Source organism: Leptolinea tardivitalis (genome assembly GCF_001050275.1).
Lineage (GTDB): Bacteria > Chloroflexota > Anaerolineae > Anaerolineales > Anaerolineaceae > Leptolinea > Leptolinea tardivitalis.
In genome coordinates, this window is the sequence record NZ_BBYA01000010.1 from 52384 (window position 1) to 68352 (window position 15969).

Sequence of the window (15969 nt, forward strand, 5' to 3'; positions counted from 1 at the left end):
TGTTCGAGTTTCTTTTTAAAAGAACCTATCTCACATGGTGAAAAGATGAATAAAAAAGAAGAATTTGAAAATGAAGTAAAAAACAATATACACCGGTTGGGTGAAACACAAAACCTAAGAGAGAAAACCATTGATTGGATGCTGGCTGTGGCAAAAGCAGGAAATTACACCTATAACTTTTCCTGGATGGGACGGCCAATCATTCAATTCCCGCAAGATATAATGGCCATGCAAGAGATCATCTGGAAAGTTAAACCTCAATTAATCATTGAAGCCGGGATTGCCCATGGAGGTTCCCTGATTTTCTATGCCTCGATGCTTGAATTACTGGGTGGTGACGGTATGGTTTTAGGTTTAGATATCGATATCCGTCCACACAACCGTATTGAAATCGAAAATCACCCCATGGCAAAACGAATTAAGATGATTGAGGGTTCTTCCGTTGATAAGGCTGTTATCGGCCAGGTACATGCGTACGCAAAAGGCAAATCTCCCGTTATGGTGGTTTTGGATTCAATGCATACTCATGAACATGTTCTTGGCGAATTGAAAGCCTATTCATCACTGGTGACAAAGGGCAGCTATCTTGTTGTGTTCGACACGTTGGTGGAAGATTTGCCCGATGATGTATATTCCAATCGTCCCTGGGGAAAAGGGAACAATCCCAAAACAGCGGTATGGGAGTTCCTAAAAACCAATGACCGGTTTGAAATTGACAAGGAAATTGAAAACAAAATCCTTATCACCGTTGCACCAGATGGGTATTTGAAGTGCATAAAGGACTAAAAATGGAGAACATTCCTGTAGCAGGCCCATGGATTACAGAGAAAGAAATAGCCTATGTTACTGATGCTGTTACGAACGCATGGTATTCCAATGCCAATATGTATCATCAACGCTTTGAAAAAGCGTTTGCTGAATATATTGGCGTGCAATATGCCATGGCACTGCCTTCATGCACATCAGCCATTCATCTTTCCCTGCTTGCGTTGGGTATCGGCCCCGGTGATGAAGTCATTGTGCCAGATTGCACCTGGATAGCATCAGCGGCTCCAATCTCTTATGTGAATGCCACTCCGGTATTTGCTGATATTGATCCCAAAAGTTGGTGTATCTCCGCAAAATCTTTTGAAGAATGCATTACCCCGCGTACAAAAGCCGTCATTCCAGTAGATCTATATGGCAATATGCCAGATATGGATGCTTTACGCGAAATTGCCGCAAAACACAACATCGCCATTATTGAAGATGCCGCTGAAGCCATTGGTTCAACATACAAAGGGAAAAAGGCCGGCAGCTTCGGCGTGACCGGGGTTTACAGTTTCCACGGCTCCAAAACTTTAACCACAGGAGAAGGTGGTATTCTTCTGACAGATCGCAAAGACCTGTATGACCGAATTTCCTTCCTGCGGGATCACGGCCGGGCACCGGGTAATGCCACGCTCTTCTATAACTCTGAAGTGGCCTATAAATACAAAATGAGCAGCATGCAGGCAGCGCTTGGTCTGGCCCAGCTAGAACGCATAGATGAACTGATCGCCAAAAAACGTGAGACGTTCAAATGGTATTACGAACGTCTGGGAAATATTGACGGCATCACCATGAATTCCGAGGCGTCTGATGTTTTCAATTCTTACTGGATGGTAACCATCATCCTTGATCCAAAATTTGGTATCAAGAAAGAAGCTCTTCAAGAAAAGCTGGGTTTACAAAACATCGCCACCCGTCCCTTCTTCCATCCGTTAAGTTCTTTACCTGCCTATCAAAATCTTCCACAGGCAGGACACGCCCATGAACGCAATGAAGTCAGTTATGCCTTGAGCCCTTATGGCGTCAATCTTCCCTCGGCCTTGAACCTGACAGAATCTCAGGTGGATTTTGTCTGTCAGTCGGTAAAACAGATCATTCAAGGATAAAGTCCATCAAATAGTGTTCAGAAACCATCTACCTGCTGGAAACTTACCTTAATAAACAAAGAGGAGAAAAAGCGAATGACAGTCATTCTCCCCTTCTTTTATGGTATAGTCATCAAAAATTTTTGTAACTTGTCTATTTTTTGAGATAAAAAAACCTCAAGTTGCGATAAGGTACAATATTCTTCAATGACCGGTATGTTGATTCCTCCATTGAAAGGAGCTGCTGCATGGCAGTAAAAATTCATCCTACATCTGATGTATCATCCGAAGCTGTTATTGGGGATGGTACCGCTATATGGTTATTCTGTCAGATTCGACCGGGTGCCCATATTGGGAAAAATTGTAATCTGGGTAAAGGTGTATATATCGATAATGATGTACACATTGGCGATCATGTAAAACTGCAAAATAATGTGTCTGTATATCACGGCGTTACATTAGAAGATGGCGTTTTTGCCGGACCGCATGTCTGTTTCACCAATGATATGCGTCCCCGGGCTGTCAACCCGGATTTAAGTGTCAAAAGCACCGATGACTGGGTGGTAACCAAAACCTTGGTGAAGAAAGGCGCTGGTCTTGGTGCCAATTCCACTATCCGCTGCGGAGTTACCATCGGTGAATGGGCCATGGTAGGTTCAGGAAGTGTCGTCACCCGTGATGTGCCCGACCACGCTCTTGTATATGGTAATCCTGCCCGCCTGCACGGATTTGTCTGTGCCTGTGGTGAAAAACTAAAAAAAGGCGAGATCAAAGGGAAAATGATGGCCGCCGAATGTCCGGCTTGCCATAGCATTGTTGATATTCCACTTGATCTCTGGGAGAAAATAAAATGATTAATATGGCCCGGCCGCAAATCGGCGATGATGAAAAAAAAGCTGTACTGGAAGTGATGGATTCTGGAATTATCGCCCAGGGTCCACGAACCAAAGCGTTTGAAGAAGCATTTGCTTCTATGTGTACCACCAAACATGCCATTGCCACATCGTCTGGCACAACAGCTCTGCATATCGCCATGCTGGCGAACAAAATAGGAGCTGGCGATGAGGTTATTACATCTGCATTCACCTTCATTGCCTCTGCCAACAGCGTTATCTATGCCGGCGGTAGACCGGTTTTTGTGGATATTGACCCGAAAACGTTCAATATTGATGCCGATCTTATCGAAGCAGCCATCACACCGAAAACAAAAGCCATTCTTCCCATCCATCTCTTTGGACTGCCCTGCGATATGGAAAAAATTATGGCTATTGCGAAAAAACACAACCTGCTGGTGATTGAAGATGCCTGCCAAAGCCATGGTGCCACATTCAAAGGAAAGAAAGTAGGCTCCTTTGGTACCGGAACATTTTCATTGTATCCCACCAAGAATATCACGTCAGGTGAAGGCGGCATGATCACCACCAATGATGATGCCGTTGAAGAAGCCTGCCGGGTGATTCGCAATCATGGTATGCGCAAACGCTACTACCACGATGAAATCGGATATAACTTCCGCATGACCGATATGCATGCCGCCATTGGGCTTGCCCAGATTGCAAAACTGGAAATGTTCAATCAGAAACGGCAGGAAAATGCAGCTTTTTATGACAAAAATCTGAAGGGTGTGGTCACCCCGTTTGTTCCCGAAGGCTGCCAGCATGTTTATCACCAGTACACTGTTCGAGTTCCGGGCGGAAAGCGGGATGCTCTGCGTGCCTACCTGGCCGAGCATGAGATTGGTTCAGAAGTGTATTATCCGGTACCCATCCACAAACAGGGTTTTTATCAGACAGATTATGGTTACCATATTTCGCTTCCTGAAACCGAAAAAGCTGCCAGTGAAGTATTATCGATCCCTGTTCACCCGGGCATTTCAGCAGCCGACCGCGAAAAAGTTGCTGCCACGATTAATGAATTTATGGCCAAAGGATAATCTGTGACGAAGACATTGAAAACCGCAGTGATTGGTGTTGGATCCATGGGGAAGAACCATGCCCGCGTCTATTCCGAATTGGCAGAATCCAATCTGGTCGGTATTTCAGATGCAAATCTTGATACGGCGCAATCCATAGCCAAAATTTTTGGGACAAATGCCTATTCCGACTATCATGAATTGCTGGAAAAGGAAAAACCTCAGGCTGTCAGTGTGGCTGTTCCAACGGCACTTCATGAACAGGTGGTTACCGATGTTCTTCATTCCGGCGCCCATGTGCTGGTTGAAAAACCCATAGCGGCTACCATCGAAGAAGGACAACGGCTGATCAAACTGGCAAAGGAATTGAACCGGAAATTAATGGTCGGGCACATCGTACGCTTCAATCCGGCCATTCAGGAATTGAAAAAACGACTGTCTGCCGGTGATCTGGGACGAATCTACCAGGTATTTTGCCGTCGGGCTGGACCATTCCCTGCCCGCATCCGTGATGTTGGCGTAGTCATTGACCTGGCTCCGCATGATGCCGATATTGTCCGTTTCCTCACCGAAATGGATCCAATCCGGTTGTATGCTGAAACAGAACAGCGTATTCATACGGATCATGAAGACCTTCTGCTGGGAATGCTGCGCTTTCCTGATGGCGTCACGGCGGCTCTGGAGATCAACTGGTTAACCCCTACGAAAATCCGCGAGGTGCTTGTGTTGGGCGAACGCGGCCTTTTCCGTGTGGATGACCTGACCCAGGACCTGTACTTCTATGAAAATGCCCAGGCGTCCGGCCTCACATGGGATTCACTGAAGAACTTGCGCGGTGTCAGCGAAGGCAGTATGTCACGTTTTGCCATTCAACGATTTGAACCGTTGAAAGCCGAATTGCAGGGTTTCTTGAAAGCCGTCTTGGAAGATACCCCTGTCCCGGTGTCTGGCGAAGACGGTCTGGCTGCCCTGCGAATTGCTCTGGCACTGGTTGAAGCCGGAACAAACCATCAGGTAATAAATTTCTAATATTTCAATAGCAGGGTGTGAGATCTTATTCCCACTCACTCCCTGCTTTGATTTAATCTGAAAGGCGAAATTTCTCTCTTATAAAATAAATAAACAGAAAAGCAGAAGTAGCCAGTCAACCACATTTGATACAATAAGCTGGTTTCTTTTATAAAATTTTTAATTTTTTCTACACATGGATATCCTGATGTCGCAAAAACAACTTGAGAGCTTAATTGAAACGAAAAAAGCCAAACTGGCCATAATTGGATTAGGGTATGTTGGGCTGCCAGTTGCGGCCATGTTTGCCGAAAAAGGTTTTGATGTCCTGGGGATGGAAATCCGCGAAGATCGCGTACATACGATCAATTCAGGAAAATCGCCTATCGAAGGTGACGAACCCGGTCTGGAAGAATTGCTGAAAAAAGTGGTGGGTGGGAAAAAACTGCATGCCACCTCAAATTATGAAGACTTGCGCAACCGGGACATTATCCTGATTGATGTTGAAACTCCGGTAGATGAAACGCATACACCACGATATGCCGCCTTGAAATCGGCCTGCAACAGCCTTTCGACCGTACTGAAACCGGGTGCTTTGGTCATCATAGAATCCACAATCGCTCCAGGAACCATGAAGGGAACCGTCCTGCCTTTGCTGGAAAAGAATGGCCTCAAATCAGGCCGTGATTTTCTGCTTGGAAATTGCCCCGAGCGGGTAATGCCGGGGAAACTGCTTGCCAACCTGCGTCAGATGAGCCGCGTTTGCGGTGGCGACTCCCCGGACACATCTGCCATCATGATGGCTCTTTACCGGAATATCGTGGAAGCTGACCTGGATGCCGCCGATTGGGCTACGGCAGAACTGGTAAAAACTGTCGAAAACGCCTATCGCGATGTGCAAATTGCCTTTGCCAATGAGGTTGCCCTGATCTGCGAACAGGCCGGGGCGGATGTCATGAAAGTAAGAGAATTGGTCAATAAAAGTCCCTTCAGGCAAATGCACATTCCCGGTGCCGGAGTCGGAGGGCATTGTATTCCCAAAGATCCGTGGCTTCTGGCATATGGAGTGGCTGGAAGCGAGGTCCCCTTGCGTTTGATTCCGGCGGCCCGTGCGATCAATGACCAGATGCCCCATCACATGGTACGGTTGCTCGAAAAAGCTTTAGCCGGTCAGAGTAAAAAATTGAACGAATGTAAAGTACTGGTTCTGGGCTATGCCTATCTAGAAAATTCTGATGACACCCGCAACAGCCCCTCAGCGGCCTTGATTGGCGGTCTGGATGCTCTGGGAGCAGAAGTTGTAATTCATGATCCTTATGTGAATGAATACAAGGGGGATGTATTTGAAAAAGCTGCCGGTTGCGATGCCGTGGTGGCGATGGTCAGGCATGATGAATACGTAAAAATCAATCTCGATAGATTGAAATCTACCCTAAAGACACCTGTACTGATTGATGGGCGGCGAGTATTTGATGCCAAATCTGCCCGGCAGTCCGGTTTTGACTACTGGTCCGTTGGGCTGGGGAGATAATCCACTTTCTTTTTAATGAAAACGGAAACCCGGAATTTAATCGCCAACTATATCGGCCGCGGTTGGGTAATGGCCATCAACCTGATTGCCACCCCGTTGCTTATCAAAATACTGGGCATTGAATCGTATGGATTGATCGGCTTCTACACAACTCTATATGGCCTGATTAACCTGCTTGATTTCGGTATCAGTCCAACCATTAACCGTGAACTGGCACGATATTCAGTAGATCAAACCCAGGAAAATCGGGGGCGTGATCTTGTCCGCACGCTGGAAATAGGGTACTGGATAATTGGTATTCTTTTGGGTGTGCTCGTTTTTTTCGGGGCACCAATCATTGCCGAAAAATGGCTTCAATCAAAAAATCTATCCATTGATACCCTGATCCACTCCATCCGGTTGATGGGTTTTCTCATAGTACTGGAATGGCCGATTACTTTTTATCAGGGATGCCTTTTGGGGCTTCAACGCCATATCCGTTTAAATCTCATCAACATTGTTAACAGCCTGCTGAAATTTGGCGGCGCATTATTGATTTTGACGTATGTCTCCCCAACCATCGATACTTTTTTTTCATGGCAGCTGGGAGTATCCACACTGCAAATCACCTTGCTGGTAATATCCGTCTGGTTATATTTGCCAGCTAAGCAAGGAAATCCAGTTTTTGATTTAAAGTTGTTGGAAAATATCTGGAAATTTGCCCTCAGTCTGAATATCATCAGTTTTCTGGGTCTTGTTATCAGTCAAATTGACCAGATTTTCGTCAGCCACAATTACAACCTGGAAATTTTCGGATTCTACAATATTGCATTAATGATTAATTCAGGGCTTTCCATTGTTGTCAGCCCAATTAACCTGACATATTTCCCGCGGTTTTCCGCGTTGGTTGCTCAAAAAGACAAGGACACGTTTAATAGAACATACCATCAGGCCTGCCAGCTGGTCTCAGCAGCCGTGTTACCCATTGCCACGGTGGGAATTCTTTTTTCTCGACCGATCATATTAGTCTGGACAGGGGATCCACAGGTTGCTGATCATGCTTCCACCATAACATCAATTGTATTGGCTGGAACGTTACTCAATGCGCTGATTGGTATACCGTATCAGGCACAGGTAGCACACGGGTGGACCCGGTTGGCTCTATGGAGTAATGTAATTTGTATTCCCTTAGTTTTATTACTAGTCTTCCTGTTTAATTCCATTTTTGGAGTTACCGGAGTTGCTGCCGTCAGGGTTGTTTATGGGGTAATAGGATTATGCATTGTCATCTTCATCATGTATAGGTACATTCTGATCGGGGAATTGAAACCCTGGATACTCAATGACATACTTCCATCACTTCTGGTATGTGCCTCATTTAGCTTAATAAAAATAGCAGGCGACATATTCTTTCCTGAAATTATCAATACAGTGCCCGCTTTTCTATTTTTCTCATTGGCCATTCAACTTGTTGTGATCTTTTCAGTACGGTATACAAGAGAAAAATCTCTATTCTTTATACAGAACATCAGGAACAAGTATGCAAAAACAATCGGTTAAGAATAGAGAGACGATTCAACCAATGTTATCCATCACTCTCCCGGTTTACAATGGGGAAGAGTATATTCAAATATTTTTGGATTCCATTCTTTCCCAAACATTCAAAGACTTCGAATTGATCATTTCAGATAATGCATCCACAGATAGAACGAAAGAAATCATTGAGAAATATGCCAAAAATGATTCACGCATTCAAATCTATTACCAGGAAAAAACTTCCACAGCAAGAGATAATTGCCAATTTCTTCTTGAAAAAGCTAAGGGGAAATATTTCATGTGGACAGCCTGTGATGACAGCTATTCTCCATTTTTTGTTGAAACCATCCTTTCCGGAATGGAGAAGGATCCTTCAATCATCTTAGGGTTTGCACCTTATCAAAATATTGACGAAAATAGATCATCATTAGGAAAACCAGTATTTGTCGATAATTCTGCAAAAACACATCTTCTCAGACTTTTAAAATTTTTTTGGACATATAATGACTGTATTATTTATGGGATCTATCGCTTCGATGCCATTAAGGGTACTGTATTACCAGATTGGTGGTCAATTAATCGGAAATCTCCTTACGATATTGCTTATGGTTATTTACCGTATGTATTGGCTAAAGGTGGCTACGGTTTATATGGCACAGAACCACTTTTTTATAAACTAATCAAGACCACTCAACACTACCAACCATTTCACAAACGCAGAAGAATATTTGCCTTCTTATTCACCAATTTATTAAGAAGAATAAACCTGAGTTGGGTTGAATTTGTTAATATTGCCAAAGGCTCATCGTTGATTATCGCCATAGTGTTCAGCCCTGTGATTATTTTGCGCAATGCATTTGAGTACCTTCGCATGATCCGCAATATCGCGCGAAAACAAATTAAGATAGCGGTCGATTCTCTTTCAACTATCCATTCCAACTAGTTTTCTGGTTTTCCTTTAGAAGACTTAGTTTATGTGTATTCAATTCAGGAAATCGCTTAAGAATAGAATTTTCTTTTTTCCAAAATTTGGACCTATGTACATCAAATCCATCACCAGACATACTTCAGGAACTCTATGTGCGGCATATTTGGAATAATACAGGATCAGCTTGATCCAGAATTGGTCGTAAAGGCAACTCGCACCATCAGGCATCGCGGGCCGAATGATGAAGGTTATCTGCTGGTTTCACGAGATCAAACAGAGGTAATCGCCTGTATTGGTGATGATTCTCAAGCCGAATTGAGATTGCCCCATATTCAATCCTTCTCATCAAAAAGATACCACATGGCCTTTGGGTTCAGACGTTTATCTATTCTGGACCTTTCCATCAATGGACATCAACCCATGTGTGATAAGAATGAGAACATCTGGGTGATATTGAATGGCGAAGTGTATAACTTCGTCGAAATCCGCCAGGAATTAATCAAAGCAGGATATGAATTCAATTCGGGCAGTGATACTGAAGTTATCTTAAACTCGTATCTCGAATGGGGAACAGATTGTTTCGTTAAATTCACTGGTATGTTCGCCATTGCCATTTTTGACCGGCGCAAGCATTCCCTGATTCTTGCCAGAGATCCATTTGGGATAAAACCGCTCTACTATTCTGTAACAGCAGATAAATTTGCATTTGCATCAGAAATTAAATCCCTGGTACAAATTCCCTGGGTTCCTAGAGAAGCCAATTATTCCTTTGTAGGGAAATATCTTTCATTTGGTATATCGGATATCGCCCCCGAAACAGCCTTCAATGGCATTGATGCCCTCAAACCGGGTTGCTTTTTGGTTGTTGACCTCGAAAATGTGACCAATAAACAGGAGACCGTTTATTGGGAAATAACTCGTGATCCTGAAGCGGCAAAATTGGATTACGAATCAGCCACGCACAGATTCAGGGAATTATTTGAAGAATCCGTTCGCATCCACATGCGAAGTGATGTCCCTGTTGGTGTCTCTCTCTCCGGAGGGTTGGATTCATCTTCCATTCTGGAGACCATTCATCATGCCACAGATCATACACTGGGATTACATGCTTTCAGCTTCATCGCAGATAACCCGGAATTATGTGAAGAAAAATGGGTGGATATGGTTTGCCATGACACAGGAACCATTTCTCACAAGACTCACATTACGGGTGACGATTTCTCAGAGTTGATGGATAGGATGATTTATTCTTTGGATGAACCATTCGGCGGTTCCAGTATGTTTGCCCAGAATCAGGTTTTTCAATTGGCCAGGCAAAATAATGTGACCGTGCTATTAGATGGTCAGGGCAGCGATGAATTACTGGGCGGCTACAGAGATCACATGGGTGACAGGTTGGCTTCCGTCATGTTGTCAGGAAATCCGATTGAAACCATTTCCATGTTATCGAAGATGAGAGCAAAAGGGTTTTCGCAATTATCAAAGTATTTTGCCTGGGCTATTGACAGGGCGCTACCCGAATCAGTCCGGCCTTCAACCTGGATGTACAACATAAAATCCATGTATCCAGCAGTGTCAGACTCGTGGAATTCCCGGTTATCTGGCCGCGTTCCACATGGATTTTTCCGCAACAAGGTGCAACAATACTCAAGCCGTGAAATATTGAATGAGCAGTTGAAATATGAGACTTTTCAGGCCGGGTTACCCGCCCTTCTTCGTTATGAAGATAGAAATTCCATGGCGTATTCTATTGAAAGCCGTGTACCATTCCTGACGACGAGTCTCGCCCAATTTTGTCTATCTTTACCCGAATCCTATAAGATTTCAACCGATTGTGTTTCCAAACGAATTCTGCGTGATGCCATGAGTGACCGGTTGCCGCCTCCAATCAAAAACCGCAAGGATAAAATCGGATTTGCCCCACCGGAAAAAGAGTGGATGTTCCAAAATTCAGAAAAGGTTAAATCGATATTTAAATCAGGCGTAGGAGATACAGTACCATTTTTCGATCGTGCAAAAGCTCTTTCCTGGTTTGACAATCATCTTCAAACTGGCAAATACGACCGTCGAATATGGTATACGATTAATCTGCTTCTCTGGACAGAAAAGTTCAATATCCACTACCCTGAAATTGTCTGAAAGAAGATACCGGATAGTAGAAAGATAAACCCAGACATTCAAGATGCGAAAAACCATTTGGATCATCAGCCTGCTGGCTATTTTGATATTTTGCGCCTATATCCCATTGAACAATAAAGGCGCTGCCACAGCCCATGAGCTTTCCAGAAACTCTGTGGATGAGAGCTTTCAATACCCGTTTCTGATTCACATGATCACACCTGGAAAAACAGCAGCAGAAACCCACTGGCGGCTGATTTCTTATGGACACTATATATACGGATATCCGTTTTATGTGGCTTCTGCCCTGGCAGCCGCTCCTGTGCAAATCATGTACGGAGAAGAGACAGAAAACCAGGTTCAGTTGATTGTATTGTTGGAACGACAGCTCGTGAGTGTATTGCCTATGCTTTTAGCTATTGGCATATTCACCTATCTGGCAACGCGGTTCAAATCCACCCTGATATCTATATTCGTCTTCTTATTTCTCTGTACAATACCTGGCATTGTTCGTCAAAACATCTGGTGGTGGCATCCAGACGCACTCACCATCCTGTGTGTCGCCTTAACTTTCTTTTTCCTGGATCGCGATTCTTTGCGGTTTAGCCGCAATTTCTATATTGCAGCTCTCTTTTGTGGTCTGGCAACCGGACTAAAGACCATTGGCGGTTTCTTTGCACCTGTAATTGCCTACCTGTTAATTAGAGCATTGATCGAAAAGAAGCTTACCCTAAAAAAAGCGATCATTTCAGGATTGGGTTTCATCATGGTGATGGTGGCCTCGATATTTATCAGCAATCCATTGCTATTCATTCCATCTGCTCGTGACCGCATCATTCAGGTTCACGTTGACCATAACTACTTTTTTACTCACGGCTGGGCAGACGATGATCCCTACGGTGTCGGTTGGGCTGCCTGGCAGCCGGTTCTCAATGGATGGTACGGCTCCTATGTCTTACTGGCATTCGCCCTTTGTACTCATTTTTACAACTCAATTTATGGCAAAATCAAAGAGATCAGCCGGATGTACGTGGCGTGGATCATCCCTTTCAGCCTGTATATCATTTACATTATCGCCGTTAAACCTGATCATTACTGGATGCCCATAATGCTCCCGCTCTTTTCAGGAATATTCCCCATGCTGCAGAATCTATGGGATAGGTTCATCGAAGCGAGAAAAGTCGATACAGATAGAGCCTTTATGTATTGTTCGTTTGCAACCATTACAGTCATTTTTCTCATTGTGCAGATCATATTCAATCTACAGACTGGGTGGGCTGTTTTTTCCAATGCTCTTTAAAGAAACCGGCTCCAGTGAAGAACTGAAGCCGGTGATTCTCTACAGGTTTTACTGCGCTGGCGGCAGGTCGACCGGTTCTTCCGGTACTACCACCCACATGATCAGGTAAATCACGATACCCGGTCCGCCCAGAAGCGCCAGGGCAATGAATCCAAGGCGTACCAGTGTGGGGTCAATATTCAGGTATTCACCCAGTCCGGCTGCAACACCGCCCAGCATTTTATTTTTGATACTGCGATATAATTTTTTAGCTTCCATTGTTTCCTCCACTTAACTATACGACTACACAATGGATTGGTTGCATTAATTCCATTTTATTCACTAAATTGTTACTGGGAAATGAAAAATACATATCAAAATCAAATATCAAAGTGGGTGGTACCTGCTTTTCTGGCTGCCCTGTGTCTACTCAGTTACGGCTTCTTTGTTCCCTATCTTGGATTTTACTGGGATGATTGGGCGAAAATTCTGGTTTATCGGTTGCAGGGTTCAGCATTTTATTGGCCATATTACGCCGGTGACCGTCCCCTCAGTGCCTGGACGCATATCGTGTTGACACCCATTCTGGGTGTGAGTCCGATTGGATGGCAGATATTCACCTTATCGATGCGGTTAGTATCTGCCTGGGGAGTCTTTGTGCTACTTTGCCAGCTACGTCCAAAGGCCAAGTTCCAGAGTATTATGGCTGCATCCATATTCCTGGTCTATCCCCTCTTCGGGCAGCAGCCGATTGCCGTCACATTCCATCAGCAATGGATGCAATTTGCTCTGATCATCTGGGCATTCAATGCAATGCTTATGGCATTACGGGATCCAACTCGAAAGGTTCTCTGGATTGCGATTTCCCTGTTGCTTTCCATTCTTCAGCTTAGCATCACCGAATATTTTGCTCCTCTGGAACTTCTCAGACCTTTCCTCATCTGGTTCATGTTGTCTCCACAGGAAAAATCTGCCAGAAAATTTGGATTGGTTTTGAAAACCTGGCTGCCATATTTTGTCCTTCTTTCCATATTCTTTGTCATTCGCATCTTTTTTATGCCATTTGCCAATGATGATCCATACCGGGCAGATGTCTTGTTTAATTTTTTCACCAAACCGTTAGAAACTCTGAAGTGGGTGGTTCAGGTATTCATTGTAGATATTTCTTATATTGGATTTGGAAGTTGGTCAAAAGTATTTGAATCCAACATTTTCTTTCCTCTCAACATGTCCAGCATCCTTTTTTTAGCTGGAAGTATATTGATTGGTCTTTTTGCCGCAATTTTTCTTTCGAAATCTCCATCAGTTGGTTCCTCAGAAGAAAATGATGGGGATTGGTCGGGGATGGCTGTAATTATTGGTCTGGCCGGAATGTTAATCGGCCCCATTCCTGCCTGGATTACCCAGAGACAGGTTCTATTCGACTTCCATTCAGACCGGTATGCTTTACCGGCCATTCTGGGATTAAGTATATTAACAGCCGGAATCATAAACTGGTTGGGTAGACAACGAGTACAAAAAGCCGCTTTAGCCGGATTGATTATCATGCTAGGCTCCGGCTATCAACTGAGAATCGCCAATGAATTCCGGGGTGTGTGGGATCAGGAAATGCGTCTTTACTGGCAACTGTTCTGGCGGGCGCCCCAGTTAAAAGCTCCAACTGCCATCTACTCGGAAAACGAATTGATCGATAACCAGGGTTTATTTTCTATGTCAGGGGCTCTCAATCAGTTATACCCCCAGCATGATAAAGACAACGAATTACTGGACTATTGGTTTTATACGTTGCTGCCAAAATTTAAAGGGGGTGCCCCTTCGAAAATCAATATCAGCAATGATTCTCAATTTCGAACGCTGCATTTCATAGGGAATTCTCCTGACACCTTATTAATCCATTCCGATCCATCGCATGGAAATTGTCTCTGGATCCTTCGATCTGAAGATAGGGAAAATCCATATCTGTCGCAATTGGAAAAAGATATGTTGCCATTATCAAACCTCTCTCGTATAGAATCTAAGCCAGCTCAAGGTTTTCCCCCCGGTGAATTGTTCGGGAAAGAACCAGAACAGGGTTGGTGTCATTCATATGAGAAAGCTGAACTGGCCTGGCAGATGGAAGACTGGCAAACCATCGTTGAACTCGGTGACAAAGAAATTGCCAATGGCAACACACCATTAGCTGGACAGTCAAATTCGCCACGAGAATGGTGGCCTTTTATCGAAGGATACGCGCATAACAACAATGTGCGTAAAGCCATCGAACTCTCTCAACAAAGCATCAGGCAGGACAAGAAATACCAGCCAGCCATTTGCTCTCTATGGCGCAATATGAAAGATGTTCCCGAGATGGGGGTCGGGCTTTCTGAATTGGGTTGCGGAGAAAACTAACGTTACCGGCCGGCTGATTGGTAAGCGTGCAAAGCGCGTTCTCTCGCCTGACTGTGGTTAACAATGGGTAACGGATAAGTCACTCCCAATTGAACACCGGCTCTCGCAAGTTCATACTCGGGAATCAACCAGGGTTCATGAATTCTCCCACCCCTGATCTCGCGTAACTCTGGCAGCCAGCGGCGCACATAGTCTCCATAAGGATCGAATTTCTTTCCCTGGATTACCGGATTGAATACCCGGAAATATGGAGCGGCATCGGTTCCGGTTCCGGCTGCCCATTGCCAGCCGCCATTGTTTGCTGCCAGATCACCATCCACAAGCTGATCCATAAACCAGTGTTCACCCTCCTGCCAGTTGATCAACAGGTCTTTGGTTAAAAATGATGCGGTAATCATGCGGGCACGATTGTGCATCCAACCTGTTTGCTTCAATTGACGCATTCCGGCATCCACCACCGGATAACCGGTTCGACCTTCCTTCCATGCCTGTATGTCACTTGGAGCATTTCGCCAGACCAGTTTCCTGAATTCTTCCCGAAATGAGGTCTCTCTGACAAAAGGAAAATGGAAAATAATGGAATGGTAGAAATCCCGCCAGATCAGTTCATTATTAAAAACTTCAAATCCTGCAGGTAATGTAGTAATTTTGTCGCTTCTCAGTCGGTTTATCACTTCACTGGCTGATATCAAACCAAATCGGATATACGGCGAAAGCCCTGATGTTCCGTCTAAATCCATACGATCCCGGTATTCGTGATAGGTGTGGGATGAGGCATCGATAAATCTGGTCAACCGGGTTTCTGCCTCTTTCCGGGTGCCCGGGAAATCCGCTACGGGCGCGAATTCAGGCATTGAATCAGAATATGGAATCTGGTTGGCTGGCAGGAAACAATCCCTGGGTCTCGTGGAAAGAAATACAACCGGGAGAGACCTCCACTTCCGGCTGAATGCCGTGAACACCGTGTACGGGGAACCATCCGGCTTAAGAACGGCTGTAGGATGATGAATAGTCAGTCCATCAGTCAGTTTAAGCGGCAAATGCTTCTTGATCACCTCATCCCGCTGACGAGCGTAGGGCGTGAAATCCTCTTCAGCAAAAATCGATGTTGCCCCGGTTTCACAGACAAGTTCCCGCATCTTTTCCAAAGGGTCTCCCCGGCGGATAACAACACCGCTCCCCCTGGCGGCCAGATGTTCCTTCAAATTTATAATGGCTTCCAGGAGAAAACGATGGCGCCGGCTTAATGAAGGTTTCATCAAATGGTCATCCAGTATAAAGACGGGCAACACCAGTAGACCACTTTTCTGAGCAGCCTCCAGTGCAGCATTGTTATCCAATCGCAGGTCCCGGCGTATCCACCAGATGGAAACAGGCATAGTGTGAAATCACCTC

Annotated in this window: 13 protein-coding genes; 11 read left to right on the plus strand and 2 right to left on the minus strand. The window is 44.8% G+C overall.

The window, feature by feature from the left end; all coding sequences use genetic code 11:
* The first annotated feature begins 45 nt into the window (after nt 1–45).
* From LTAR_RS09800 to LTAR_RS09845, 10 genes are all read left to right on the plus strand, one after another.
* Nucleotides 46–786 carry a cephalosporin hydroxylase family protein gene (locus LTAR_RS09800; RefSeq protein ID WP_062422647.1) on the plus strand — a complete coding sequence of 247 codons (741 nt, stop codon included), beginning with the start codon at nt 46–48 and terminating at the stop codon, nt 784–786.
* A gap of 2 nt (nt 787–788) precedes the next feature.
* A complete protein-coding gene (locus LTAR_RS09805; RefSeq protein WP_062422065.1) occupies nt 789–1916 on the plus strand; it encodes a DegT/DnrJ/EryC1/StrS family aminotransferase in 1128 nt (375 codons plus the stop codon).
* A gap of 227 nt (nt 1917–2143) precedes the next feature.
* On the plus strand, nt 2144–2749 hold the full coding sequence (locus LTAR_RS17535) for an acyltransferase (RefSeq protein WP_062422066.1): 606 nt from the start codon (nt 2144–2146) through the stop codon (nt 2747–2749).
* A complete protein-coding gene (locus LTAR_RS09815) occupies nt 2746–3828 on the plus strand; it encodes a DegT/DnrJ/EryC1/StrS family aminotransferase (protein WP_062422067.1) in 1083 nt (360 codons plus the stop codon). The genes LTAR_RS17535 and LTAR_RS09815 overlap by 4 nt, the downstream gene beginning before the upstream one ends.
* Nucleotides 3829–3831: 3 nt before the next feature.
* Complete coding sequence (locus tag LTAR_RS09820) at nt 3832–4836, plus strand: Gfo/Idh/MocA family protein (protein ID WP_201775975.1); 1005 nt, start codon at nt 3832–3834, stop codon at nt 4834–4836.
* Between the two features lie 187 nt (nt 4837–5023).
* On the plus strand, nt 5024–6346 hold the full coding sequence (locus LTAR_RS09825) for a nucleotide sugar dehydrogenase (RefSeq protein WP_062422068.1): 1323 nt from the start codon (nt 5024–5026) through the stop codon (nt 6344–6346).
* A 15-nt stretch (nt 6347–6361) separates the two neighbouring features.
* Nucleotides 6362–7885 (plus strand): lipopolysaccharide biosynthesis protein, encoded by a 1524-nt coding sequence (locus LTAR_RS09830; RefSeq protein ID WP_062422069.1) that lies wholly within the window; start codon nt 6362–6364, stop codon nt 7883–7885.
* Nucleotides 7866–8804 (plus strand): glycosyltransferase family 2 protein, encoded by a 939-nt coding sequence (locus LTAR_RS09835; protein WP_062422070.1) that lies wholly within the window; start codon nt 7866–7868, stop codon nt 8802–8804. Before LTAR_RS09830 ends, LTAR_RS09835 begins: the two co-directional genes overlap by 20 nt.
* A gap of 135 nt (nt 8805–8939) precedes the next feature.
* Nucleotides 8940–10928, plus strand: a complete 1989-nt coding sequence (asnB, locus tag LTAR_RS09840) for an asparagine synthase (glutamine-hydrolyzing) (RefSeq protein ID WP_062422071.1) — start codon at nt 8940–8942, stop codon at nt 10926–10928.
* A 43-nt stretch (nt 10929–10971) separates the two neighbouring features.
* Complete coding sequence (locus tag LTAR_RS09845) at nt 10972–12207, plus strand: putative hexosyltransferase (protein WP_062422072.1); 1236 nt, start codon at nt 10972–10974, stop codon at nt 12205–12207.
* Between the two features lie 48 nt (nt 12208–12255).
* Here the strand turns inward: LTAR_RS09845 and LTAR_RS09850 are convergent, their stop codons facing one another.
* The gene (locus LTAR_RS09850) at nt 12256–12465 is read right to left on the minus strand and encodes a PspC domain-containing protein (protein WP_062422073.1); all 210 of its coding nucleotides are present in this window, start codon (nt 12463–12465) and stop codon (nt 12256–12258) included.
* Between the two features lie 81 nt (nt 12466–12546).
* Between LTAR_RS09850 and LTAR_RS09855 the strand changes: the two genes are divergently transcribed.
* Nucleotides 12547–14574: a hypothetical protein gene (locus LTAR_RS09855; RefSeq protein WP_062422074.1), complete on the plus strand. Its 2028-nt coding sequence runs from the start codon at nt 12547–12549 to the stop codon at nt 14572–14574.
* Nucleotides 14575–14576: 2 nt separating this feature from the next.
* Here LTAR_RS09855 and LTAR_RS09860 read toward each other — a convergent pair whose 3' ends face one another.
* Nucleotides 14577–15953, minus strand: a complete 1377-nt coding sequence (locus LTAR_RS09860) for a cryptochrome/photolyase family protein (protein WP_062422075.1) — start codon at nt 15951–15953, stop codon at nt 14577–14579.
* Between the last annotated feature and the right edge of the window lie 16 nt (nt 15954–15969).